This is a genomic window from Klebsiella sp. 28 (genome assembly GCF_018223905.1).
GTDB lineage: Bacteria > Pseudomonadota > Gammaproteobacteria > Enterobacterales > Enterobacteriaceae > Klebsiella > Klebsiella pneumoniae.
The window spans coordinates 19,893-44,165 of the sequence record NZ_JAGRQY010000105.1; the positions used below are offsets into that span (position 1 = coordinate 19,893).

Sequence of the window (24,273 nt, forward strand, 5' to 3'; positions counted from 1 at the left end):
ATGCGCCGGATATTATCGGTATTACTGGAAAACGAATCGGGCGCATTGTCCCGCGTTATCGGCCTCTTTTCCCAGCGTGGCTATAATATAGAAAGCCTGACTGTCGCGCCGACGGACGATCCCACTCTCTCCAGAATGACCATTCAGACCGTGGGCGATGAAAAAGCGATTGAGCAGATTGAAAAGCAACTGCACAAGCTGGTGGATGTCCTGCGGGTCAGCGAGCTGGGGCAGGGGGCTCATGTTGAACGCGAAATTATGCTGGTGAAGGTTCAGGCTAGCGGCTATGGCCGTGAAGAAGTGAAGCGCAACACCGAAATCTTCCGCGGACAGATTATCGACGTGACGCCTTCTATCTATACCGTCCAGCTCGCCGGCACCAGCGATAAGCTGGATGCATTTCTGGCCTCGCTGCGCGATGTCGCTCGGATTGTGGAAGTGGCTCGCTCCGGCGTGGTCGGCCTGTCTCGCGGTGATAAAATCATGCGCTAAGGATCGGGAACTGCTGTAAAAATAGCCCGGCAGAGACTGTCGGGCTTTTTTTTTGCGAAATCAGTAGGAACTGTAAGCGAAAGCGGTTGCTGCGCTAACTATTCTGCGCTTAGATGTTATAAAAAGGATTCCATACCTGAATAATGGTTATGTTTGGCACTTCTTACCCAAGGGGCAATTGTGAAACTGGATGAAATCGCCCGGCTGGCCGGTGTTTCAAGAACCACCGCGAGCTATGTGATTAATGGCAAAGCGAAGCAGTACCGCGTAAGCGATAAAACGGTCGAAAAAGTGATGGCTGTGGTGCGAGAGCACAACTATCACCCAAATGCGGTCGCTGCTGGCCTGCGTGCAGGACGCACACGTTCTATCGGTCTGGTGATCCCGGATCTGGAAAACACCAGCTATACCCGGATTGCAAATTATCTCGAACGTCAGGCGCGTCAGCGCGGCTATCAGCTGCTGATTGCCTGCTCAGAGGATCAGCCCGATAACGAGATGCGCTGCATCGAGCATCTGCTGCAGCGCCAGGTGGACGCTATCATTGTCTCTACTTCGCTGCCGCCGGAGCATCCTTTTTATCAGCGCTGGGCTAACGACCCGTTTCCGATTGTCGCCCTCGACCGCGCCCTCGATCGCGAGCACTTCACCAGCGTGGTTGGCGCTGACCAGGATGACGCCGAGATGCTCGCAGCTGAGCTGCGGACGTTTCCTGGCGAAACGGTGCTCTATCTCGGCGCGCTGCCGGAGCTGTCGGTGAGCTTCCTGCGCGAACAGGGCTTCCGTAAAGCCTGGCAGGACGATCCGCGTGAGGTGCATTATCTCTATGCCAACAGCTATGAGCGCGAAGCGGCGGCCCAGCTGTTTGAGAAATGGCTTGAAACCCATCCGATGCCACAGGCGCTGTTTACCACCTCTTTCCCGCTGCTGCAGGGCGTAATGGATGTGACCTTGCGTCGCGAGGGTAAACTGCCCTCCGAGCTGGCGATCGCCACCTTCGGTGATAATGAGCTGCTCGATTTTCTGCAGTGTCCGGTACTGGCCGTGGCCCAGCGTCATCGCGATGTCGCTGAGCGGGTGCTGGAGATCGTCCTCGCCAGCCTCGACGAACCTCGCAAGCCGAAGCCGGGTCTTAGCCGTATTCGCCGTAATCTCTATCGTCGCGGTAGCCTGAATCGCCGCTAAGGGCGCCATATCGCCAGCGCCCAGGTATAAACCTGGCAGGCCTGACCGTAAGCAGGCCGCTGGCGATAAATCAGGCAATTGACGTGCAAAATGCAAAACTGAATATATTTCAGACAAATCCCTAAACTTCTTTACTCGTTATTTTATTTTATTCACTGACCATCGTTTTGTGACTCCAAATGGGGTACAAAAAATGACTGCGCGGACTTTAATTGTATTATTTTGTTACATTCATCAGGTTAATTGCTGAATTAACACTCATTTTGTACGCGCCACGCTTTCTTCCCCGTCATATCCCGCGCCTGGCCAGTCCCTCTGCCAGCAACAGGTACTGTTAACGGCCGGCATAATGGCCTAAAATGCCGCTCGCGTCGCAAACTGACACTTTATATTTTCCCGCCGAAGATATTCTGTTGTTTATAACTGTTACGAGTTTGTTGGTTATTTTCTTACACGTATTCATAACGTTAATTTGCCTCGCCTGTTGATGATTTTTTCATCAGGGCTAATGTCGGCTGTAAATAATGGGTTTTTGAGCTCCGTTGGCATCCGTGCTGGCTTGACAAGCTTTTCCTCCGCTCCGTAAACTCCTTCTGGTGGGAATTTGTGGGGTAAAGTGGCGAAAAGGGGTGAGGCTGGCATGTTCCGTGGAGCAACGTTAGTCAATCTCGACAGCAAAGGCCGTCTGGCCGTGCCAACGCGCTATCGTGAAGGGCTGATCGAGGACGCTGCCGGTCAATTGGTATGCACCATTGACATCCATCACCCGTGCCTGCTGCTTTATCCATTGCCTGAATGGGAAGTCATCGAGCAGAAATTGTCGCGTTTATCGAGCATGAATCCCGTTGAGCGGCGCGTACAGCGTTTGCTTTTGGGTCATGCCAGCGAATGTCAGATGGATAATGCCGGCCGCTTGCTGATTGCGCCGGTGTTACGGCAGCATGCCGGGCTGACAAAAGAAGTGATGCTGGTCGGGCAGTTTAATAAATTTGAACTGTGGGATGAAACGACCTGGTATCAACGGGTCAAGGAAGATATCGACGCTGAGCAGTCCGCGACCGGTGAACTGTCGGAGCGCCTGCAGGATTTGTCCTTATAAAAATGATGGAAAATTATAAACATACTACGGTACTTCTGGATGAAGCCGTCAACGGCCTCAATATTCGTCCAGACGGTATCTATATTGATGGTACTTTTGGCCGCGGTGGTCACTCGCGCCTGATCCTCTCCCGGCTGGGTGCGGAAGGACGCTTGCTGGCCATCGATCGCGACCCGCAGGCGATTGCCGTCGCGCAAACCATCGATGACCCCCGCTTTTCCATCGTACATGGTCCCTTTTCACAACTCGCTGAGTACGTCGGCGAGCGCAATCTTACCGGTAAGATCGACGGCATTCTGCTCGATCTCGGCGTCTCTTCCCCGCAGCTTGACGATGCGGAACGCGGCTTTTCCTTTATGCGTGACGGGCCGCTGGATATGCGCATGGATCCGACGCGCGGTCAGTCCGCGGCCGAATGGCTGCAGACGGCTGAAGAAGACGATATCGCCTGGGTGATTAAAACCTTTGGCGAAGAGCGTTTCGGCAAACGTATCGCCCGCGCGATCGTCGAACGTAATCGCATTCAGCCGATGACCCGCACCAAAGAGCTGGCGGAAGTCATCGCCGCGGCGATGCCGGTAAAAGATAAGCACAAACATCCCGCGACCCGTACCTTCCAGGCGGTGCGCATATGGGTAAACAGTGAACTGGAGGAGATAGAGCAGGCGCTAAAAAGCTCGCTCAGCGTGCTGGCCCCGGGCGGGCGGCTGTCGATCATTAGTTTTCATTCGCTGGAAGACCGCATTGTGAAGCGCTTTATGCGTGAGCAAAGCCGCGGTCCGCAGGTTCCGGCAGGAATACCGATGACCGAAGCGCAGCTCAAAAAACTGGGCGGCCGTGAGTTGCGAGCACTAGGCAAGTTGATGCCGGGCGAAGAAGAGGTGGCAGAGAATCCACGCGCCCGTAGTTCAGTGCTGCGTATCGCAGAGAGGACGAACGCATGATCGGCAGAGTGACAGAGGCCTTAAGCAAGGTTAAAGGGTCGATTGGAAGCAACGAGCGCCATGCTTTGCCTGGCGTGATCGGGGACGACCTTCTGCGGTTTGGGAAACTGCCACTCTGCCTGTTCATTTGCATCATTATTACGGCGATTACCGTGGTCACCACTGCGCATCACACGCGCCTGTTGACCGCGCAGCGTGAACAGCTGGTTCTGGAGCGCGACGCCCTGGATATTGAGTGGCGCAACCTGATCCTCGAAGAGAACGCGCTCGGCGATCACAGTCGGGTTGAGCGGATCGCGACCGAGAAGTTACAGATGCAACACGTCGATCCATCACAAGAAAATATCGTTGTACAGAAATAAGGATTATTGCGACGGATGAAAGCAGCGCCAAAAACGCCTAAAGCAAAACGTCAGGAAGAACAGGCCAACTTTATCAGTTGGCGTTTTGCGTTGCTGTGCGGCTGTATTCTGCTGGCGCTGGCTTTTCTGCTGGGTCGCGTCGCCTGGCTACAGGTGATCAGCCCCGATATGCTGGTGCGCCAGGGCGATATGCGTTCTCTGCGCGTACAGGAAGTGTCCACCGCGCGCGGGATGATTACCGATCGCTCCGGACGTCCGCTGGCGGTCAGCGTGCCGGTGAAGGCTATCTGGGCCGACCCGAAAGAGCTCCATGACGCCGGCGGGGTTACCCTGGATACGCGCTGGAAGGCGCTGGCGGATGCCCTCAATATGCCGCTGGATCAGCTGGCGACGCGCATCAATACCAATCCGCGGATGCGGTTTATCTATCTGGCGCGTCAGGTTAACCCTGACATGGCCGATTACATCAAGAAGCTGAAGCTGCCGGGCATTCATCTGCGCGAAGAATCCCGTCGGTACTACCCTTCCGGGGAAGTAACCGCTCACCTCATCGGCTTTACCAACGTCGATAGCCAGGGGATTGAAGGGGTTGAGAAAAGCTTTGATAAATGGCTTACCGGCCAGCCGGGCGAGCGTATCGTACGTAAAGACCGCTATGGCCGGGTAATTGAAGACATCTCTTCTACCGATAGCCAGGCAGCGCACAACCTGGCGCTGAGTATCGACGAACGCCTGCAGGCGCTGGTCTATCGCGAGCTGAACAACGCCGTGGCCTTTAACAAAGCCGAGTCGGGCAGCGCCGTGTTAGTGGATGTTAACACCGGTGAAGTGCTGGCGATGGCCAACAGCCCATCCTATAACCCGAACAACTTCGCCGGTACGGCAAAAGACACCATGCGTAACCGTGCGATTACCGACGTGTTTGAGCCGGGTTCGACGGTGAAACCGATGGTGGTCATGACGGCGCTGCAGCGCGGTATCGTCAACGAAAATACCGTGCTCAATACCGTGCCTTATCGAATTAACGGCCACGAAATCAAAGATGTGGCGCGCTACAGCGAATTGACCCTGACCGGGGTGCTACAGAAGTCGAGTAACGTCGGTGTTTCTAAGCTGGCGTTAGCGATGCCGTCCTCAGCGTTAGTAGATACTTACTCACGTTTTGGGCTTGGAAAGGCGACCAATTTGGGGTTGGTCGGAGAACGCAGTGGCTTATATCCTCAAAAACAACGGTGGTCTGACATAGAGAGGGCCACCTTTTCTTTCGGCTATGGGCTAATGGTAACCCCGTTACAGTTAGCGCGTGTCTACGCAACGATTGGCAGCTATGGCATCTATCGCCCGTTGTCGATTACCAAGGTTGATCCTCCGGTTCCGGGCGAGCGCGTCTTCCCGGAATCACTCGTTCGTACCGTCGTTCATATGATGGAAAGCGTGGCGCTGCCCGGCGGCGGCGGTGTGAAAGCGGCGATCAAAGGCTATCGCATCGCGATTAAAACCGGTACGGCGAAAAAAGTGGGGCCGGATGGCCGCTATATCAACAAATATATTGCTTACACCGCAGGCGTTGCGCCCGCCAGCCATCCGCGCTTCGCGCTGGTGGTGGTGATCAACGACCCGCAGGCAGGTAAATACTACGGTGGCGCCGTTTCCGCGCCGGTCTTCGGTGCCATCATGGGCGGCGTATTGCGCACCATGAACATCGAGCCGGATGCGCTGGCAACGGGCGAAAAAAGTGAATTTGTAATTAATCAAGGCGAGGGAACAGGTGGCAGATCGTAATTTGCGCGACCTACTCGCTCCATGGGTGCCAAACGCACCGGAGCGCATTCTGCGAGAGATGACGCTGGACAGCCGGGTGGCTGCTTCCGGCGATCTCTTTATCGCGGTACAGGGTCATCAGGCGGACGGGCGTCGTTATATCCCGCAGGCGATAGCGCAAGGTGTGGCTGCCATTATTGCTGAAGCGCAGGGCGAAGCTAAAGACGGTGAGATCCGTGAAATGCACGGCGTGCCGGTTATCTACCTGAGCCAGCTTAACGAACGCTTATCGGCGCTGGCCGGGCGTTTTTATCATCAGCCGTCGCAGCAGCTGCGTCTGGTGGGCGTCACCGGCACCAACGGGAAAACCACCACCACTCAGCTGCTGGCGCAGTGGGCAAAGCTGCTCGGCGAAACCAGCGCGGTGATGGGGACCGTCGGTAACGGTCTGCTGGATAAAGTCGTTCCAACTGAAAACACCACCGGTTCCGCGGTGGACGTTCAACATGTGCTCTCCAGTCTGGTCGGGCAGGGGGCTACCTTCGGCGCGATGGAAGTCTCCTCCCACGGTCTGGTACAGCACCGCGTAGCGGCCCTGCAGTTTGCCGCCTCGGTGTTTACCAATCTCAGCCGCGATCATCTCGACTACCATGGCGACATGGAGCACTACGAAGCGGCGAAATGGCTGCTGTACTCCACCCATCATTGCGGTCAGGCCATCGTCAATGCTGACGATGAAGTCGGTCGTCGCTGGCTGGCAAAACTGCCGGACGCGGTGGCGGTATCGATGGAAGATCATATCAACCCGAATTGCCACGGCCGCTGGCTAAAGGCCACCGCGGTGAACTATCACGACAGCGGGGCGACCATCCAGTTTGACTCCAGCTGGGGCAAGGGCGAAATCGAAAGCCGCCTGATGGGCGCATTTAACGTCAGCAACCTGCTGCTGGCGCTGGCCACGCTGCTGGCGCTGGGCTATCCGCTGGCCGATCTGCTGAAGACCGCAGCGCGTTTACAGCCGGTGTGCGGCCGTATGGAAGTGTTCAGCGCGCCGGGTAAACCTGCCGTGGTGGTAGATTATGCCCATACGCCTGACGCGCTGGAAAAAGCGCTGCAGGCGGCACGCCTGCACTGCAGCGGCAAGCTGTGGTGCGTCTTCGGCTGCGGCGGCGACCGCGACAAAGGTAAACGTCCGTTGATGGGCGCTATCGCGGAAGAATTTGCCGACATCGTGGTCGTTACTGACGATAACCCGCGCACCGAAGAGCCGCGGGCGATTATCAACGATATTCTGGCCGGCATGCTCGATGCAGGTCAGGCGAAGGTGATGGAAGGCCGCGCGGAAGCGGTGACCAACGCCGTGATGCAGGCGAAAGAGAACGACGTGGTGCTGGTGGCGGGTAAAGGCCATGAAGATTACCAGATCGTCGGCAACCGCCGTCTGGATTATTCCGACCGCGTGACCGTCGCGCGTCTGCTGGGAGCGGTAGCATGATTCGCTTTACGTTAAGTCAACTTGCCGCGATCGCCCATGGCGAACGGCAGGGTAGCGATGTCGCTATCGACGAGGTGACCACCGATACCCGTAAAGTGACGGCGGGCTGCCTGTTTGTGGCGCTGAAAGGGGAGCGTTTCGACGCCCATGATTTTGCCGAACAGGCGAAAGCGGCGGGCGCCGGCGCGCTGCTGGTGAGTCGTCCGCTGGCCTGCAATCTCCCGCAGGTGATTGTGAACGATACCCGGCAGGCTTTCGGTGAGTTAGCCGCCTGGGTGCGTCAGCAGGTGCCGACTCGCGTCGTCGCCCTGACCGGCTCGTCCGGTAAAACCTCGGTTAAAGAGATGACCGCGGCGATCCTCAGCCAGTGCGGCAACACGCTGTATACCGCCGGCAACCTGAACAACGATATCGGCGTCCCGATGACGCTGCTGCGGCTGACCAAAGAGCATCAGTACGCGGTGATCGAACTCGGCGCCAACCACCAGGGCGAAATCGCCTGGACCGTCAGCCTGACGCGTCCGGAAGCGGCGCTGGTCAACAACCTTGCTGCGGCGCACCTGGAAGGTTTCGGTTCGCTGGCGGGCGTGGCGAAGGCGAAGGGCGAAATCTATACCGGTCTGCCGGAAAATGGCATCGCCATCCTCAATGCCGACAATAACGACTGGCTGAACTGGCAGGCGGTGATTGGCGATCGCAAAGTGTGGCGCTTCTCGCCGAACGCGGCGAACAGCGATTTCACGGCGACCAACGTGCAGATCACCAGCCACGGCACCGAATTTACGCTGCAGACCCCAACCGGCAACGTTGACGTACTGCTGCCGCTGCCGGGACGCCACAACATCGCTAATGCGCTGGCCGCCACTTCGCTGGCGATGGCGGTAGGCGCCGATTTGGCGGCGGTGAAAGCCGGACTGGCGCAGCTGCAGGCCGTTCCGGGACGTCTGTTCCCGATCCGGCTGACCGAGAGCCAGCTGCTGCTGGATGATTCCTATAACGCTAACGTTGGTTCGATGACCGCGGCGGTGCAGGTGCTGTCAGAGATGCCCGGCTTTCGCACGATGGTGGTCGGCGATATGGCAGAGCTTGGCGCGGAGAGCGCGGCCTGCCATCGCGAAGTCGGCGAAGCGGCGAAAGCGGCGGGTCTGGATTGCGTCCTCAGCGTCGGCGCCTTGAGCGCGGATATCAGCCGCGCCAGCGGCGTGGGCGAACATTTTAACGATAAAGCCGCCGTGGTGGCTCGCCTGCGCGAGCTGCTGGCGGAGCACAAAATAATGACCATTTTAGTGAAGGGTTCACGTAGTGCCGCCATGGAAGAGGTAGTACGCGCATTACAGGAGACTGGGACATGTTAGTATGGCTGGCCGAACACTTGGTCAAATATTATTCCGGCTTTAACGTCTTTTCTTATCTGACGTTTCGCGCCATCGTCAGCCTGCTGACCGCGCTGTTCATCTCGTTGTGGATGGGCCCGCGCATGATCGCCCGTCTGCAAAAACTCGCCTTTGGCCAGGTCGTACGTAACGACGGCCCGGAGTCTCATTTCAGTAAACGCGGTACTCCGACCATGGGCGGGATCATGATCCTCACCGCGATCACCGTTTCCGTTCTGCTGTGGGCCTATCCATCTAACCCGTACGTCTGGTGCGTACTGACGGTATTAATCGGCTACGGCATCATCGGTTTCGTTGATGATTACCGTAAAGTCGTGCGCAAAGATACCAAAGGCCTGATCGCCCGCTGGAAGTATTTCTGGATGTCGGTGATCGCCCTGGGCGTGGCCTTCGCGCTGTATCTGGCGGGGAAAGATACCCCGGCAACCGAGCTGGTGGTGCCGTTCTTTAAAGACGTAATGCCGCAGCTGGGGCTGTTCTATATCTTGCTGGCCTACTTCGTTATCGTCGGTACCGGCAACGCCGTCAACCTGACCGACGGCCTCGACGGCCTGGCGATTATGCCGACCGTTTTCGTCGCGGCAGGCTTTGCGCTGGTGGCATGGGCCACCGGCAACATGAATTTCGCCAACTACCTGCATATCCCGTATCTGCGCCACGCCGGCGAGCTGGTGATCGTCTGTACGGCGATTGTCGGGGCGGGGCTGGGCTTCCTGTGGTTCAACACCTACCCGGCGCAAGTCTTTATGGGCGACGTCGGTTCACTGGCGCTCGGCGGCGCGTTGGGCATTATCGCCGTGCTGCTGCGTCAGGAGTTCCTGCTGGTGATCATGGGCGGGGTTTTCGTGGTGGAAACGCTGTCGGTTATTCTGCAGGTCGGCTCCTTTAAGCTGCGCGGTCAGCGTATCTTCCGCATGGCGCCGATCCACCACCACTATGAACTGAAAGGCTGGCCGGAGCCGCGCGTTATCGTGCGCTTCTGGATTATTTCGCTGATGCTGGTGCTGATTGGCCTGGCGACGCTGAAGGTACGTTAATCATGGCAGATTATCAGGGTAAAAAAGTCGTCATTATTGGGCTGGGTATGACCGGCCTGTCATGCGTGGACTTTTTCATGGCGCGCGGCGTAACCCCGCGCGTGATGGACACCCGCGTCGCGCCTCCGGGGCTGGATAAATTACCCGAATCGGTCGAATGCCATGTCGGCGGACTCAATGATAACTGGCTGCTGGCGGCGGACCTGATTGTCGCCAGTCCGGGGATTGCGCTGGCCCATCCTTCGCTCAGCGCAGCGGCCGACGCTGGCGTAGAGATCGTTGGCGATATCGAACTGTTCTGCCGCGAAGCGCAGGCGCCGATTATCGCCATTACCGGTTCTAACGGCAAAAGCACTGTTACTACCCTGGTGGGCGAGATGGCGAAAGCCGCTGGAGTTAACGTCGGCGTGGGCGGCAATATCGGCCTGCCGGCGCTGATGTTGCTGGACACCGATCGAGAGCTGTATGTGCTGGAGCTCTCCAGCTTCCAGCTGGAAACCACCTCCAGCCTGCAGGCGGTGGCGGCAACCATCCTCAACGTGACTGAGGACCATATGGACCGCTACCCGCTGGGACTGCAGCAGTATCGCGCGGCGAAGCTGCGGATTTACGAGAATGCGAAGACCTGCGTGGTGAACGCGGACGATGCGCTCACCATGCCGGTACGCGGGGCGGACGAACGCTGCATTAGCTTTGGCGTCGATGTCGGTGACTACCACCTTAACCGCCAGCAGGGCGAAACCTGGCTGCGCGTTAAAGGTGAGAAAGTCCTCAATGTGAAAGAGATGCCTCTCACCGGTCAGCATAACTACAGCAACGCCCTGGCGGCGCTGGCGCTGGCCGATGCCGCGGGTCTGCCGCGGGCCAGCAGCCTGAAGGCGCTGACCACCTTTACCGGTCTGGCGCACCGTTTCCAGCTGGTGCTGGATCACAACGGCGTACGCTGGATTAACGACTCGAAGGCGACCAACGTCGGCAGCACCGAGGCGGCGCTGAACGGCCTGCAGCTGGACGGCACGCTCTATCTGCTGCTGGGCGGCGACGGCAAGTCCGCTGATTTTACCCCGCTGAAGCGCTACCTCGGCGGCGATCGTATTCGCCTGTACTGCTTTGGTCGCGATGGCGCCGAGCTCGCTGAGCTGCGTCCTGAGGTGGCGGTACAAACTGAGACTATGGAACAGGCGATGCGTCAGATTGCTCCCCTGGTGAAAGCGGGGGACATGGTGCTCCTGTCGCCGGCCTGCGCTAGCCTGGATCAGTTTAAGAACTTTGAACAACGGGGCGAGATGTTTGCCCGTCTGGCGAAGGAGTTAGGTTGATGCGTTTCTCTCTCCCACGCCTGAGAATGCCGCAGCTGAGCCTGCCTCGGCTGAGACTGCCGCGATTGCCGGGGATGTTTATTTTCGCCTGGCTATTCGCTGCGCTGAAAGGCTGGGTGATGGGCTCGCGCCCGAAAGATAACGACAGTCTGGTGATGTATGACCGGATGCTGCTATGGCTGACCTTCGGCCTGGCGGCGATCGGCTTTATTATGGTGACCTCGGCGTCGATGCCGGTCGGACAGCGCCTGGCGAACGATCCTTTCCTCTTCGCCAAGCGTGACGGCCTGTACATTGTGCTGGCCTTCGCGCTGGCGATGATTACGCTACGTCTGCCGATGGATTTCTGGCAGCGCCACAGTACCGCGATGCTGATCGCCTCGATCGTCATGCTGCTGATCGTACTGGTAGTAGGCAGCTCGGTAAACGGCGCATCGCGCTGGATAGCCCTTGGTCCGCTGCGTATTCAGCCGGCGGAGTTCACCAAGCTGTCGCTGTTTTGCTACATCGCCAACTATCTGGTGCGTAAAGCCGACGAAGTGCGTAACAACCTGCGCGGCTTCTTAAAACCGATGGGCGTGATTTTCGTACTGGCCATCCTGCTGCTGGCGCAGCCTGACCTCGGTACCGTGGTGGTCCTGTTCGTCACCACGCTGGCGATGCTGTTTCTCGCCGGCGCGAAGCTGTGGCAGTTCATCGCCATTATCGGCATGGGTATTTCGGCGGTGGTCCTGCTGATCCTCGCCGAACCATACCGTATTCGCCGCGTGACCTCCTTCTGGAACCCGTGGGAAGACCCGTTCGGCAGCGGCTACCAGCTGACCCAGTCGCTGATGGCTTTCGGCCGAGGCGAGATGTGGGGACAGGGCCTCGGCAACTCGGTGCAAAAACTGGAGTATTTACCGGAAGCGCACACTGACTTTATCTTCGCCATTATCGGCGAAGAACTCGGTTATATCGGTGTGGTACTGGCGCTTTTAATGGTATTCTTCGTCGCTTTCCGCGCCATGTCGATTGGCCGTAAAGCGCTGGAGATCGATCATCGCTTTTCCGGCTTCCTCGCCTGTGCGATTGGTATCTGGTTTAGCTTCCAGGCGTTAGTTAACGTCGGCGCGGCGGCGGGGATGCTGCCGACGAAAGGTCTGACGCTGCCGCTGATCAGTTATGGTGGTTCCAGTCTGTTGATTATGTCGACGGCCATTATGTTGTTGTTGCGAATTGATTATGAAACGCGTCTGGAAAAAGCCCAGGCGTTTACACGGGGTGTGCGATGAGCGGTCAGGAAAAGCGGTTGATGGTGATGGCGGGCGGTACCGGCGGGCATGTGTTCCCGGGACTGGCGGTCGCGCACCATTTAATGGACCAGGGCTGGCAGGTTCGCTGGCTGGGTACCGCCGATCGTATGGAAGCGGATTTAGTGCCGAAAAACGGCATCGAAATTGATTTTATCCGCATCTCCGGCCTGCGTGGCAAAGGTATCAAAGCGCAGCTACTGGCGCCGGTGCGTATCTTTAACGCCTGGCGTCAGGCGCGGGCGATCATGAAGCGTTTCCAGCCGGACGTGGTGCTGGGTATGGGCGGCTATGTTTCCGGGCCTGGCGGTCTGGCGGCGTGGTCGCTGGGGATCCCGGTGGTCCTCCACGAGCAAAACGGCATTGCCGGCCTGACTAACAAGTGGCTGGCGAAGATTGCGAAGAAAGTGATGCAGGCGTTTCCCGGCGCGTTCCCGCATGCGGACGTCGTTGGGAACCCGGTGCGCACAGATGTACTGGCGCTACCGCTGCCAGGTCAGCGTCTGGTTGGCCGTCAGGGACCGATTCGCGTGCTGGTGGTCGGTGGCTCTCAGGGCGCGCGCGTCCTGAACCAGACGATGCCGCAGGTGGCGGCGAAGCTCGGCGCTACGGTGACCATCTGGCATCAAAGCGGCAAAGGCGGCCAGCAAACCGTGCAGCAGGCCTATGCCGCCGCCGGACAGCCGCAGCATAAAGTGACGGAATTTATTGATGACATGGCCGCGGCGTATGCCTGGGCAGATGTTGTGGTTTGCCGTTCCGGCGCGCTGACGGTTAGCGAAATCGCGGCCGCAGGTTTACCAGCGCTGTTTGTCCCGTTTCAGCACAAAGATCGTCAGCAGTACTGGAATGCGCTGCCGCTGGAGAAAGCCGGCGCGGCGAAAATTCTTGAACAGCCTGAGTTCACGGTAGAGGCGGTTGCCTCTACCCTGGCGAGCTGGGATCGGGAAACCTTGCTGGATATGGCGGAACGAGCGCGTGGCGCTTCGATTCCGGACGCTACCGAGCGGGTAGCAGAAGAGGTCAGCGCCGTAGCTTTGGCGCGCTAATTGCGGTGATTTTCACCGCCCGAATACAGAAGTTGATGGCGTAAAGAATGAATACACAAGATTTGGCAAAACTGCGTTCCATAGTGCCCGAGATGCGTCGCGTTCGGCACATTCACTTTGTCGGCATCGGCGGTGCCGGTATGGGCGGTATTGCCGAAGTGTTGGCTAACGAAGGTTACCAGATCAGCGGCTCCGACCTGGCGCCGAATCCGGTGACCCAGCAGCTGTCGCAGCTTGGCGCCACCATTTATTTCAACCATCGCCCGGAAAACGTGCGTGATGCCAGCGTGGTTGTCGTTTCCAGCGCGATTTCGGCAGATAACCCGGAAATCGTTGCCGCGCATGAGGCGCGTATCCCGGTGATCCGTCGTGCCGAAATGCTGGCGGAACTTATGCGCTTTCGCCACGGGATCGCCATTGCCGGGACCCACGGCAAAACCACCACCACCGCGATGGTATCCAGCATTTACGCCGAGGCCGGGCTGGACCCGACCTTCGTCAACGGCGGACTGGTAAAAGCGGCGGGCGTACATGCCCGTCTTGGCCATAGCCGTTACCTGATCGCGGAAGCGGATGAGAGCGACGCGTCGTTTCTGCATCTGCAGCCGATGGTGGCCATTGTCACCAACATCGAAGCCGATCACATGGATACCTACCATGGCGACTTTGAGAATCTGAAGCAGACCTTTATCAACTTCCTGCACAACCTGCCGTTCTACGGACGCGCGGTGATGTGCGTGGACGATCCGGTGATCCGGGAATTGCTGCCGCGCGTTGGCCGGCAGATCACCACCTACGGTTTTAGCGACGACGCCGACGTGCGCGTCGAGGACTATCGTCAGGTTGGGGCGCAGGGGCATTTCCGCCTGGTGCGCCAGGATAAAGCGATCCTGCAGGTGACGCTCAATGCCCCGGGACGCCATAACGCGCTGAACGCGGCGGCGGCCGTCGCCGTGGCGACGGAAGAGGGGATTGACGATCGGGCTATTCTGCGCGCACTGGAGAGCTTCCAGGGAACAGGACGCCGCTTTGATTTTCTTGGCGAGTTTCCGCTGGCCGAAGTCAACGGCAAACCGGGCAGCGCGATGCTGATCGATGATTACGGTCACCACCCGACGGAAGTGGACGCCACCATTAAAGCAGCGCGCGCCGGCTGGCCGGATAAAAACCTGGTGATGGTATTCCAGCCGCACCGTTATACCCGTACCCGCGATCTGTATGATGATTTTGCCAACGTGCTGACCCAGGTGGATGCCCTGCTGATGCTGGATGTTTATCCGGCGGGCGAAGCGCCGATCCCGGGCGCCGACAGCCGCTCGCTGTGCCGCACCATTCGCGGTCGCGGGAAAGTGGATCCGATCCTGGTGCCCGATTCGGCCCAGGCCGCGGAGATGCTGGCGTCAGTCCTGACCGGCAACGATTTAGTACTGGTGCAGGGCGCCGGTAACATCGGTAAAATCGCCCGCCACCTGGCTGAAATCAAACTGATCCCGCAAAAAACGGAGGAGGAGCGCCATGGCTGATAAAATCGCGGTGCTTTTCGGTGGAACCTCCGCTGAACGTGAAGTGTCGCTGAATTCAGGCGCGGCGGTGCTGGCCGGGCTGCGTGAAGGCGGGGTGGACGCCCATCCGGTCGACCCGCGCGATGTTGATATTACCCAGCTAAAAAAGCAGGGCTTTAAGAAAGCGTTTATTGCCCTCCACGGCCGCGGCGGGGAAGATGGCACTCTGCAGGGGCTGCTGGAGTTAATCCAGCTGCCTTATACCGGCAGCGGCGTGATGGCTTCGGCGATTTCAATGGATAAACTGCGCAGCAAGTGGCTGTGGCAGGGCGCCGGATTACCGGTCGCGCCGTGGGTGGCGCTGACCCGCGCCCAGTTTGCCGCCGGGCTGTCTACTGACGTCGAACAGCAAATTGCGGCGCTGGGTCTGCCGGTCATCATCAAGCCGAGCCGTGAAGGCTCCAGCGTCGGGATGTCGAAAGTCAGCGAAAGTTGTGATTTAGCAAGTGCATTGGCGTTGGCTTTTCAGCATGATGATGAAGTTTTGGTCGAAAAATGGCTCAGTGGACCGGAATTTACCGTCGCCATAGTCGGTGAAGAAATTTTACCGTCAATACGTATCCAGGCCGCGGGAACCTTCTATGATTATGAGGCGAAGTATCTCTCTGATGAGACGCAATATTTCTGCCCAGGATTTGAAGATCCCGCGCGTGAGTCAGCTATTCAGAACCTGGTGCTTAAAGCCTGGAATGTTCTGGGTTGCAAAGGCTGGGGCCGTATTGACGTGATGCTGGACAGCGATGGCCAGTTTTATCTGCTGGAAGCGAATACTTCCCCGGGCATGACCAGCCATAGCCTTGTGCCAATGGCGGCGCGTCAGGCAGGAATGAGCTTCTCCCAGCTTGTTGTACGAATTCTGGACCTGGCGGGGTGATATGTCGCAGGCTGCGCTGAATACGCGGAACCATGAAGAAGAGGCTTCTTCTTCGCGTCGGAGTAATGGAACGCGGCTGGCAGGGATCGTTTTCCTGCTGGCGGTGCTGTTTACCGTGCTGGTCAGCGGGTGGATGGTTCTTGGCTGGATGGAAGATGCGCAGCGCTTACCGCTGTCGAAGATGGTGGTGACCGGCGAGCGTCACTATACGCGCAATGATGACATCCGTCAGGCGATCCTGGCGCTGGGTTCGCCGGGTACCTTTATGACTCAGGATGTGAACATCATCCAGAGCCAGATTGAACGTCTGCCGTGGATTAAGCAGGCGAGCGTCCGAAAGCAGTGGCCCGATGAATTGAAGATTCATCTGGTTGAATATGTGCCGATTGCGCGCTGGAATGATCAACATATGGTGGATGCAGAAGGAAATGCCTTCAGCGTGCCGGCGGATCGCACCAGCAAACAGAATTTACCGATGTTATACGGTCCCGAAGGCAGCGAGAACGAAGTGCTGCAGGGATATCGTGACATGGGGCAGGTGCTGGCAAAGGATAAATTCACGTTGAAAGTGGCGGCGATGACCGCCCGTCGCTCCTGGCAGTTGACGCTTAATAATGACATCAAGCTCAACCTTGGCCGTGGCGATACCATGAAACGGCTTCAGCGCTTTATGGAACTCTACCCGGTTCTTCAGCAGCAGGCGCAGACCGACGGCAAACGGATTAGCTACGTTGATTTGCGTTATGACTCGGGTGCGGCAGTGGGCTGGGTACCTGCTCCCGCAGAGGATACTAATCAACAACAGAATCAGGCACAGGCAGAACAACAATGATCAAGGCGACGGACAGAAAACTGGTAGTTGGACTGGAGATTGGCACCGCCAAGGTGGCCGCTTTAGTAGGGGAAGTTCTGCCCGACGGCATGATCAATATCATCGGCGTGGGCAGTTGCCCATCGCGTGGTATGGATAAAGGCGGTGTGAACGACCTCGAGTCGGTGGTGAAATGCGTACAGCGCGCCATCGACCAGGCCGAACTGATGGCGGATTGCCAGATTTCATCAGTTTATTTGGCACTTTCGGGTAAACATATAAGCTGTCAGAATGAAATCGGGATGGTACCGATTTCGGAAGAAGAAGTGACGCAGGACGACGTCGAGAACGTGGTCCACACCGCGAAGTCGGTTCGCGTTCGCGATGAACATCGTGTCCTGCACGTGATTCCGCAGGAATATGCTATCGACTACCAGGAAGGGATTAAAAACCCGGTAGGGCTGTCCGGCGTGCGTATGCAGGCGAAGGTGCATCTGATCACCTGCCATAACGATATGGCAAAAAACATTGTTAAAGCAGTGGAACGTTGTGGTCTGAAAGTTGACCAACTTATTTTCGCCGGGTTAGCGGCCAGTTATTCGGTATTAACAGAAGACGAACGTGAGCTGGGCGTCTGCGTTGTGGATATCGGCGGTGGTACAATGGATATCGCCGTCTACACCGGCGGCGCATTGCGTCACACCAAAGTGATCCCGTATGCCGGTAACGTGGTGACCAGCGATATCGCCTATGCCTTCGGTACGCCGCCGAGCGATGCCGAAGCGATTAAGGTTCGTCACGGATGCGCATTGGGTTCCATCGTCGGTAAAGACGAAAACGTCGAAGTACCGAGCGTCGGTGGACGTCCTCCGCGTAGCCTGCAGCGTCAGACGTTGGCAGAGGTGATTGAACCGCGCTATACCGAGCTGCTTAACCTGGTCAATGAAGAGATCCTGCAGCTGCAGGAACAGCTCCGCCAGCAGGGTGTTAAACATCATCTGGCGGCGGGGATTGTGTTAACCGGCGGCGCGGCGCAAATTGAAGGTCTGGCGGCCTGTGCGCAGCGCGTGTTCCATACTCAGGTGCGCATTGGCGCGCCGCTGAACATCACCGGTTTAACCGACTATGCCCAGGAGCCGTATTATTCAACGGCGGTGGGGCTGCTGCACTACGGAAAAGAGTCACATCTCAGTGGTGAAGCGGAAGTAGAAAAACGCGTGACGGCCTCAGTGGGCTCGTGGATTAAGCGACTCAACAGCTGGCTGCGAAAAGAGTTTTAATTTTTTAAGAGAACGCAGACAATTAGCGTTCTCAGGCGACAGGCACAAGACGGAGAGAAACTATGTTTGAACCTATGGAACTGACCAACGACGCGGTGATTAAAGTCATCGGCGTCGGTGGCGGCGGCGGTAACGCCGTTGAACACATGGTGCGCGAGCGCATTGAGGGTGTTGAATTCTTCGCGGTAAACACCGATGCGCAGGCGCTGCGTAAGACGGCAGTTGGCCAGACTATCCAGATCGGTAGCGGTATTACCAAAGGTCTGGGCGCGGGCGCGAACCCGGAAGTCGGCCGTAACGCGGCTGATGAAGACCGTGAAGCGCTGCGCGCAGCCCTTGATGGCGCAGACATGGTGTTCATCGCGGCAGGCATGGGCGGCGGTACCGGTACCGGCGCGGCGCCCGTAGTCGCGGAAGTGGCGAAGGATCTGGGGATCCTCACCGTTGCGGTGGTCACTAAGCCGTTTAATTTTGAAGGTAAGAAGCGCATGGCGTTCGCTGAGCAGGGGATCACCGAGCTGTCCAAGCACGTTGACTCACTGATCACCATCCCGAACGACAAGCTGCTGAAGGTCCTGGGTCGTGGAATTTCCCTGCTCGACGCATTCGGCGCGGCAAACGACGTCCTGAAAGGCGCGGTGCAGGGTATCGCCGAACTGATCACCCGTCCGGGTCTGATGAACGTCGACTTCGCGGACGTCCGTACCGTGATGTCTGAAATGGGCTACGCGATGATGGGCTCCGGGGTGGCGAGCGGTGAAGACCGTGCGGAAGAAGCGGCTGAAATGGCTATCTCTTCTCCGCTGCTGGAAGATATCGACCTGTCAGGCGCGCGCGGCGTGCTGGTCAACATTACTGCGGGCTTCGACCTGCGTCTGGACGAGTTCGAAACTGTGGGTAACACCATCCGTGCTTTTGCCTCGGATAATGCGACCGTGGTTATCGGTACCTCTCTGGACCCGGATATGAACGACGAGCTGCGCGTGACCGTAGTGGCGACCGGTATTGGCATGGATAAGCGTCCGGAAATCACCCTGGTAACCAACAAGCAGGTTCAGCAGCCGGTGATGGATCGTTACCAGCAGCATGGTATGTCGCCGCTGACGCAAGAGCAGAAGCCGGCAGCCAAAGTGGTGAACGACAATACGCCGCAAACCGCGAAAGAGCCGGATTATCTGGATATCCCAGCCTTCCTGCGTAAGCAAGCCGATTAAGAATCGACTGGAAGTTGGGCATCTGCGCTCTTTGTGCTAAACTGGCCTCCCGATAGTGGTGTACACTTCGGTTGGATAGGTAAATTGGCGAGATTATACGATGATCAAACAAAGGACTCTTAAACGTATCGTTCAGGCGACTGGCGTCGGTTTGCATACCGGCAAGAAAGTCACTCTGACGTTACGCCCTGCGCCGGCAAATACCGGGGTCATCTATCGTCGCACCGACTTGAATCCACCGGTAGATTTTCCGGCTGATGCCAAATCTGTGCGTGATACCATGCTCTGTACTTGCCTGGTTAATGAGCATGACGTGCGGATTTCTACGGTTGAACACCTGAACGCCGCATTGGCTGGCCTGGGTATCGACAACATTATTGTTGAAGTCGATGCGCCGGAAATCCCGATTATGGACGGCAGTGCGGCTCCGTTCGTTTATCTGTTGCTGGACGCCGGCATTGATGAACTGAACTGCGCCAAGAAATTTGTACGTATCAAAGAGACGGTTCGCGTTGAAGATGGCGACAAATGGGCTGAATTCAAACCGTACAATGGTTTTTCGCTGGACTTCACCATCGATTTTAACCATCCAGCGATTGATGCCAGCACCCAGCGCTATACGCTGAACTTCTCGGCCGATGCGTTCATGCGTCAGATTAGCCGTGCGCGTACCTTCGGTTTTATGCGCGATATCGAATATCTGCAGTCCCGCGGCCTGTGCCTGGGCGGCAGCTTCGATTGTGCCATCGTTGTTGACGATTATCGCGTACTGAACGAAGACGGTCTGCGCTTTGAAGACGAATTTGTTCGCCACAAAATGCTGGATGCGATCGGTGACCTGTTTATGTGTGGTCACAACATTATCGGCGCATTCACGGCGTACAAATCGGGTCACGCGTTGAACAACAAACTGCTGCAGGCGGTTCTGGCAAAACAGGAAGCCTGGGAGTATGTGACATTCGAAGACGACGCAAAACTGCCAATGGCGTTCCGCGCACCGTCGATGGTTCTGGCGTAAGCCTGACCATTCAGTAAATTCGACTGGTAACCTGGTACTCTCTCCGACCAGGGAGCCAGTCGTTTTTCTTTTATAGCACCCTCCAGTTATTTTCGCTGCGATCCCTGGATAATAATTAGCGTGCGTTCGCTGCTTTATTAAGCGTTTTCGCCGGGCAATCGCCTTCATTCATGCTGCCTCAGGCCGGTATTAATGTTAGTATTTGAGCGCAAAATTATTTCTCAGGGTTGCTTTACCCCGTGGACATCAGGTTGTCCTGCGAAAAACATCAATAAAGAGACAGCCTGAACGACGACGGGTCTAGCAAAGAAAGGTAATGAACGTGAGTGGATTGCTGACGCGCTGGCGACAGTTTGGCAGACGGTATTTTTGGCCGCATCTCCTGTTGGGGATGGTCGCGGCCAGCCTCGGCCTGCCTGCGCTAAGCAACGGTCACGAGACCGCGGCGCCAGCGAAGGCGACCGCCAGCAATCACAATCCGAGCAAGGTTAATTTCTCTCAGCTGGCGCTGCTGGAGACGAATCGCCGGCCCAGCTTTACCGTCGACTACTGGCATCAGCACGCCATTCGCACCGTTATTCGTCATCTCTCCTTCGCCATGGCGCCGCAGGCGCTGCCGGTGGCGGAAGAAACTTCCCCGCTGCAGGCTCAGCATCTGGCGCTGCTCGACACCCTCAGCGCGCTGCTGACGCAGGACAGCACGCCGCCGGTGGTGATCCGCCAGGCGGGTTACATCCCTTCTTCATATTCTGCCTTCCGCGTCAGCGCCTGGATAAGCCAGGTGGCGGGGATCCGCGCAGGGCCTCAACGTCTCAGCTGAAAATAACCACGGACCATCCTATTTTTTGTGACTCCGCACCGCGGGGCGTTTGAGATTTTATTATGCTTATCAAAATGTTAACCAAGGTTTTCGGCAGCCGTAACGACCGTACGCTGCGTCGTATGCGCAAAGTCGTCAATATCATCAACGGCATGGAACCGGCGATGGAAAAACTCTCTGATGACGAGCTGAAAGCGAAAACCGCTGAATTCCGCGCGCGCCTGGAAAAAGGCGAAACGCTGGAAAGCCTGATCCCTGAAGCTTTCGCCGTCGTTCGCGAAGCCAGTAAGCGCGTATTCGGCATGCGCCACTTCGACGTCCAGCTGCTGGGCGGTATGGTGCTTAACGATCGCTGCATCGCCGAGATGCGTACCGGTGAAGGTAAAACCCTGACCGCGACCCTGCCGGCGTACCTCAACGCGCTAACCGGCAAAGGCGTTCACGTAGTGACCGTCAACGACTATCTGGCCCAGCGTGACGCCGAAAATAACCGCCCGCTGTTTGAATTCCTGGGCATGACAGTTGGCATCAACATGTCCGGCCTGCCGGCGCCGGCGAAGCGTGAAGCTTACGCTGCCGATATCACCTATGGCACCAACAACGAATACGGCTTCGACTACCTGCGCGACAACATGGCCTTCAGCCCGGAAGAGCGCGTTCAGCGTAAACTGCACTATGCGCTGGTGGATGAGGTGGACTCCATCCTGATCGATGAGGCGCGTACGCCGCTGATCATTTCCGGCCCGGCGGAAGACAGCTCTGAAATGTACCGCAAGGTAAACAAAATCATCCCGCATCTGATCCGCCAGGAAAAAGAGGATTCGGATACTTTCACTGGCGAAGGCCACTTCTCGGTGGATGAAAAAGCGCGTCAGGTTAACCTGACCGAACGTGGTCTGGTGCTGATTGAAGAGCTGCTGGTACAGGAAGGCATTATGGATGAAGGTGAGTCCCTGTACTCTCCAACCAACATTATGCTGATGCACCACGTTACCGCCGCGCTGCGCGCCCATGCGCTGTTCACCCGCGACGTTGACTACATTGTCAAAGATGGCGAAGTTATCATCGTCGATGAGCACACTGGCCGCACGATGCAGGGCCGCCGCTGGTCCGATGGTCTGCACCAGGCCGTTGAGGCCAAAGAGGGCGTGGAGATCCAAAACGAGAACCAGACTCTGGCCTCTATCACCTTCCAGAACTACTTCCGTCTGTACGAGAAGCTGGCGGGGATGACCGGTACAGCCGATACCGAAGCCTTTGAATTCAGCTCTATCTATAAGCTGGATACCGTGGTTGTACCGACCAACCGTCCGATGATCCGTAAAGATATGGCGGATCTGGTCTATATGACCGAAGCGGAAAAAATTCAGGCAATTATCGAAGATATCAAAACTCGTACCGCTGCCGGTCAGCCGGTGCTGGTGGGGACTATCTCGATCGAAAAATCTGAAGTGGTTTCCCGCGAACTGACTAAAGCCGGCATCAAGCACAACGTCCTGAACGCCAAATTCCACGCCAGCGAGGCGGATATCGTCGCCCAGGCGGGCTACCCTTCCGCGGTGACCATCGCCACCAACATGGCGGGTCGTGGTACCGATATTATGCTCGGCGGTAGCTGGCAGGCGGAAGTCGCTGCGCTGGAAAACCCAACGCCAGAGCAGATTGAGAAAATCAAAGCCGACTGGCAGGTACGCCACGATGCGGTACTGGCCGCAGGCGGTCTGCACATCATCGGTACCGAGCGTCATGAATCTCGCCGTATCGATAACCAGCTGCGCGGCCGTGCTGGTCGTCAGGGGGATGCCGGTTCTTCCCGCTTCTACCTGTCAATGGAAGATGCCCTGATGCGTATCTTCGCCTCCGATCGCGTGTCTGGCATGATGCGTAAACTGGGAATGAAACCAGGTGAGGCGATTGAGCACCCGTGGGTCACCAAGGCGATCGCCAACGCCCAGCGTAAAGTGGAAAGCCGTAACTTCGATATCCGTAAGCAGCTGCTGGAATATGATGATGTGGCCAACGACCAGCGCCGGGCGATCTACACCCAGCGTAACGAGCTGCTGGACGTGTCTGACGTCAGCGAAACCATCAACAGCATCCGCGAAGACGTCTTTAAGGCGACGATCGATGCCCATATTCCGCCGCAGTCGCTGGAGGAGATGTGGGATATCGAAGGTCTGCAGGAGCGTCTGAAAAACGACTTCGACCTCGACCTGCCAATCAAAGAGTGGCTGGATAAAGAGCCGGAGCTGCATGAAGAGACCCTGCGCGAACGTATTCTGCAGAGCGCGGTAGAAACCTACCAGCGTAAAGAAGAAGTGGTCGGCGCCGAGATGATGCGCCACTTCGAGAAAGGCGTGATGCTGCAGACTCTGGATTCGCTGTGGAAAGAGCACCTCGCGGCGATGGATTACCTGCGCCAGGGTATCCACCTGCGCGGCTATGCGCAGAAAGATCCGAAGCAGGAGTACAAGCGCGAATCGTTCTCAATGTTTGCCGCGATGCTGGAGTCACTGAAGTATGAAGTGATCAGCACCCTGAGCAAAGTCCAGGTGCGGATGCCGGAAGAAGTCGAGGCGATGGAACAGCAGCGTCGTGAAGAGGCCGAGCGCCTGGCGCAGATGCAGCAGCTCAGCCATCAGAGCGATGATGAAGCCGCAGCCCAGGATCTGGCGGCGCAAACCGGCGAACGTAAAGTGGGCCGTAACGATCCGTGCCCGTGCGGCTCCGGCAAAAAGTACAAACAGTGCCACGGCCGTCTGAGCTAAGGTCTGATAAAACAAACAAAGGCGCAGAGTTCTGCGCCTTTTTTATGGAGCGCATTCAATGAAAAAACTGCAAATCGCCGTCGGGATAATTCGCAATCCGCAAGGCGAAATCTTTATTACCCAGCGCGCCGCCGATGCCCATATGGCGAATAAGCTGGAGTTCCCGGGCGGGAAGATTGAATCTGATGAGACGCCTGAGCAGGCGCTAATCCGCGAACTGCAGGAGGAGGTTGGGATTACGGTCACCACCTCTTCGCTCTTTGATAAGCTGGAGTATCAGTTCCCCGATCGCCATATTACGCTGTGGTTTTTCCTCGTGGAAAGTTGGCAAGGCGAGCCGTGGGGTAAAGAAGGGCAGCCGGGTCGGTGGATGGCGGGGCCAACGTTGGATCCGGCGGCGTTTCCTCCGGCGAATGAACCGGTTATCAGCAAACTTATCGCCCAGGGCTGAGCCCCGGGGCGCGAGGCTAACCCGCCAGGCGCCGGGTTAGCTTGCC

Annotated in this window: 21 protein-coding genes; all 21 read left to right on the forward strand. The window is 57.4% G+C overall.

Translation table 11 applies throughout. From position 1 onward, the window contains the following. The 21 genes from ilvN (at nt 1) to mutT (ending at nt 24,227) form a co-directional block, all read left to right on the forward strand. Nucleotides 1–492, forward strand: a complete 492-nt coding sequence (gene ilvN / locus KHQ28_RS18090; protein WP_002888536.1) for an acetolactate synthase small subunit — start codon at nt 1–3, stop codon at nt 490–492. A 180-nt stretch (nt 493–672) separates the two neighbouring features. Beyond that, the gene (gene cra, locus KHQ28_RS18095; protein WP_004145952.1) at nt 673–1,677 is read left to right on the forward strand and encodes a catabolite repressor/activator; all 1,005 of its coding nucleotides are present in this window, start codon (nt 673–675) and stop codon (nt 1,675–1,677) included. A gap of 640 nt (nt 1,678–2,317) precedes the next feature. Next, nucleotides 2,318–2,776 (forward strand): division/cell wall cluster transcriptional repressor MraZ, encoded by a 459-nt coding sequence (gene mraZ, locus KHQ28_RS18100; RefSeq protein WP_002888541.1) that lies wholly within the window; start codon nt 2,318–2,320, stop codon nt 2,774–2,776. Nucleotides 2,777–2,778: 2 nt separating this feature from the next. Further along, nucleotides 2,779–3,720: a 16S rRNA (cytosine(1402)-N(4))-methyltransferase RsmH gene (gene rsmH, locus KHQ28_RS18105; protein ID WP_002888547.1), complete on the forward strand. Its 942-nt coding sequence runs from the start codon at nt 2,779–2,781 to the stop codon at nt 3,718–3,720. Then, nucleotides 3,717–4,082, forward strand: coding sequence for a cell division protein FtsL (ftsL, locus tag KHQ28_RS18110; RefSeq protein ID WP_002888550.1), 366 nt, complete (start codon nt 3,717–3,719; stop codon nt 4,080–4,082). Before rsmH ends, ftsL begins: the two co-directional genes overlap by 4 nt. Nucleotides 4,083–4,097: 15 nt before the next feature. Further along, nucleotides 4,098–5,864, forward strand: a complete 1,767-nt coding sequence (locus KHQ28_RS18115; protein ID WP_002888559.1) for a peptidoglycan glycosyltransferase FtsI — start codon at nt 4,098–4,100, stop codon at nt 5,862–5,864. Next, nucleotides 5,851–7,338, forward strand: coding sequence for a UDP-N-acetylmuramoyl-L-alanyl-D-glutamate--2,6-diaminopimelate ligase (gene murE / locus KHQ28_RS18120; RefSeq protein WP_004182923.1), 1,488 nt, complete (start codon nt 5,851–5,853; stop codon nt 7,336–7,338). Before KHQ28_RS18115 ends, murE begins: the two co-directional genes overlap by 14 nt. Next, nucleotides 7,335–8,693, forward strand: a complete 1,359-nt coding sequence (murF, locus tag KHQ28_RS18125) for a UDP-N-acetylmuramoyl-tripeptide--D-alanyl-D-alanine ligase (protein WP_032419398.1) — start codon at nt 7,335–7,337, stop codon at nt 8,691–8,693. Before murE ends, murF begins: the two co-directional genes overlap by 4 nt. Then, nucleotides 8,687–9,769 (forward strand): phospho-N-acetylmuramoyl-pentapeptide-transferase, encoded by a 1,083-nt coding sequence (mraY, locus tag KHQ28_RS18130; RefSeq protein ID WP_002888562.1) that lies wholly within the window; start codon nt 8,687–8,689, stop codon nt 9,767–9,769. Before murF ends, mraY begins: the two co-directional genes overlap by 7 nt. A gap of 2 nt (nt 9,770–9,771) precedes the next feature. Then, complete coding sequence (gene murD / locus KHQ28_RS18135) at nt 9,772–11,088, forward strand: UDP-N-acetylmuramoyl-L-alanine--D-glutamate ligase (RefSeq protein ID WP_032419397.1); 1,317 nt, start codon at nt 9,772–9,774, stop codon at nt 11,086–11,088. Beyond that, a complete protein-coding gene (ftsW, locus tag KHQ28_RS18140; RefSeq protein WP_002888565.1) occupies nt 11,088–12,362 on the forward strand; it encodes a cell division protein FtsW in 1,275 nt (424 codons plus the stop codon). The genes murD and ftsW overlap by 1 nt, the downstream gene beginning before the upstream one ends. Then, nucleotides 12,359–13,429 carry an undecaprenyldiphospho-muramoylpentapeptide beta-N-acetylglucosaminyltransferase gene (murG, locus tag KHQ28_RS18145; RefSeq protein WP_002888566.1) on the forward strand — a complete coding sequence of 357 codons (1,071 nt, stop codon included), beginning with the start codon at nt 12,359–12,361 and terminating at the stop codon, nt 13,427–13,429. Before ftsW ends, murG begins: the two co-directional genes overlap by 4 nt. 47 nt (nt 13,430–13,476) lie before the next feature. After that, nucleotides 13,477–14,952, forward strand: a complete 1,476-nt coding sequence (gene murC / locus KHQ28_RS18150; RefSeq protein ID WP_004145947.1) for a UDP-N-acetylmuramate--L-alanine ligase — start codon at nt 13,477–13,479, stop codon at nt 14,950–14,952. Beyond that, entirely contained in the window at nt 14,945–15,865 is a 921-nt protein-coding gene (locus KHQ28_RS18155; protein ID WP_002888623.1) for a D-alanine--D-alanine ligase, read from the forward strand. Before murC ends, KHQ28_RS18155 begins: the two co-directional genes overlap by 8 nt. A 1-nt stretch (nt 15,866) precedes the next feature. Beyond that, the gene (gene ftsQ / locus KHQ28_RS18160; RefSeq protein WP_032419396.1) at nt 15,867–16,697 is read left to right on the forward strand and encodes a cell division protein FtsQ; all 831 of its coding nucleotides are present in this window, start codon (nt 15,867–15,869) and stop codon (nt 16,695–16,697) included. Continuing rightward, nucleotides 16,694–17,956 (forward strand): cell division protein FtsA, encoded by a 1,263-nt coding sequence (ftsA, locus tag KHQ28_RS18165; protein ID WP_002888625.1) that lies wholly within the window; start codon nt 16,694–16,696, stop codon nt 17,954–17,956. The genes ftsQ and ftsA overlap by 4 nt, the downstream gene beginning before the upstream one ends. A 62-nt stretch (nt 17,957–18,018) precedes the next feature. Next, nucleotides 18,019–19,170 carry a cell division protein FtsZ gene (gene ftsZ, locus KHQ28_RS18170; RefSeq protein ID WP_002888628.1) on the forward strand — a complete coding sequence of 384 codons (1,152 nt, stop codon included), beginning with the start codon at nt 18,019–18,021 and terminating at the stop codon, nt 19,168–19,170. Between the two features lie 100 nt (nt 19,171–19,270). After that, nucleotides 19,271–20,188, forward strand: coding sequence for a UDP-3-O-acyl-N-acetylglucosamine deacetylase (lpxC, locus tag KHQ28_RS18175; protein WP_002888632.1), 918 nt, complete (start codon nt 19,271–19,273; stop codon nt 20,186–20,188). Between the two features lie 322 nt (nt 20,189–20,510). After that, the gene (secM, locus tag KHQ28_RS18180; protein WP_002888635.1) at nt 20,511–21,008 is read left to right on the forward strand and encodes a secA translation cis-regulator SecM; all 498 of its coding nucleotides are present in this window, start codon (nt 20,511–20,513) and stop codon (nt 21,006–21,008) included. Between the two features lie 62 nt (nt 21,009–21,070). After that, nucleotides 21,071–23,776, forward strand: a complete 2,706-nt coding sequence (gene secA / locus KHQ28_RS18185) for a preprotein translocase subunit SecA (protein WP_002888638.1) — start codon at nt 21,071–21,073, stop codon at nt 23,774–23,776. A gap of 58 nt (nt 23,777–23,834) precedes the next feature. Further along, a complete protein-coding gene (mutT, locus tag KHQ28_RS18190) occupies nt 23,835–24,227 on the forward strand; it encodes an 8-oxo-dGTP diphosphatase MutT (RefSeq protein ID WP_004145942.1) in 393 nt (130 codons plus the stop codon). Nucleotides 24,228–24,273: the final 46 nt, after the last annotated feature.

What these genes read in the sequence shown, in the direction of transcription:
- KHQ28_RS18155 (WP_002888623.1), top strand. Translation starts at nt 14,945, where the DNA reads ATGGCTGATAAAATCGCGGTGCTTTTCGGTGGAACCTCCGCTGAACGT.
- ilvN (WP_002888536.1), top strand. Translation starts at nt 1, where the DNA reads ATGCGCCGGATATTATCGGTATTACTGGAAAACGAATCGGGCGCATTG.
- murG (WP_002888566.1), top strand. Translation starts at nt 12,359, where the DNA reads ATGAGCGGTCAGGAAAAGCGGTTGATGGTGATGGCGGGCGGTACCGGC.
- secA (WP_002888638.1), top strand. Translation starts at nt 21,071, where the DNA reads ATGCTTATCAAAATGTTAACCAAGGTTTTCGGCAGCCGTAACGACCGT.
- murF (WP_032419398.1), top strand. Translation starts at nt 7,335, where the DNA reads ATGATTCGCTTTACGTTAAGTCAACTTGCCGCGATCGCCCATGGCGAA.
- KHQ28_RS18115 (WP_002888559.1), top strand. Translation starts at nt 4,098, where the DNA reads ATGAAAGCAGCGCCAAAAACGCCTAAAGCAAAACGTCAGGAAGAACAG.
- ftsZ (WP_002888628.1), top strand. Translation starts at nt 18,019, where the DNA reads ATGTTTGAACCTATGGAACTGACCAACGACGCGGTGATTAAAGTCATC.
- mraZ (WP_002888541.1), top strand. Translation starts at nt 2,318, where the DNA reads ATGTTCCGTGGAGCAACGTTAGTCAATCTCGACAGCAAAGGCCGTCTG.
- ftsQ (WP_032419396.1), top strand. Translation starts at nt 15,867, where the DNA reads ATGTCGCAGGCTGCGCTGAATACGCGGAACCATGAAGAAGAGGCTTCT.
- rsmH (WP_002888547.1), top strand. Translation starts at nt 2,779, where the DNA reads ATGATGGAAAATTATAAACATACTACGGTACTTCTGGATGAAGCCGTC.
- ftsW (WP_002888565.1), top strand. Translation starts at nt 11,088, where the DNA reads ATGCGTTTCTCTCTCCCACGCCTGAGAATGCCGCAGCTGAGCCTGCCT.
- mutT (WP_004145942.1), top strand. Translation starts at nt 23,835, where the DNA reads ATGAAAAAACTGCAAATCGCCGTCGGGATAATTCGCAATCCGCAAGGC.
- ftsL (WP_002888550.1), top strand. Translation starts at nt 3,717, where the DNA reads ATGATCGGCAGAGTGACAGAGGCCTTAAGCAAGGTTAAAGGGTCGATT.
- lpxC (WP_002888632.1), top strand. Translation starts at nt 19,271, where the DNA reads ATGATCAAACAAAGGACTCTTAAACGTATCGTTCAGGCGACTGGCGTC.
- mraY (WP_002888562.1), top strand. Translation starts at nt 8,687, where the DNA reads ATGTTAGTATGGCTGGCCGAACACTTGGTCAAATATTATTCCGGCTTT.
- murC (WP_004145947.1), top strand. Translation starts at nt 13,477, where the DNA reads ATGAATACACAAGATTTGGCAAAACTGCGTTCCATAGTGCCCGAGATG.
- murD (WP_032419397.1), top strand. Translation starts at nt 9,772, where the DNA reads ATGGCAGATTATCAGGGTAAAAAAGTCGTCATTATTGGGCTGGGTATG.
- ftsA (WP_002888625.1), top strand. Translation starts at nt 16,694, where the DNA reads ATGATCAAGGCGACGGACAGAAAACTGGTAGTTGGACTGGAGATTGGC.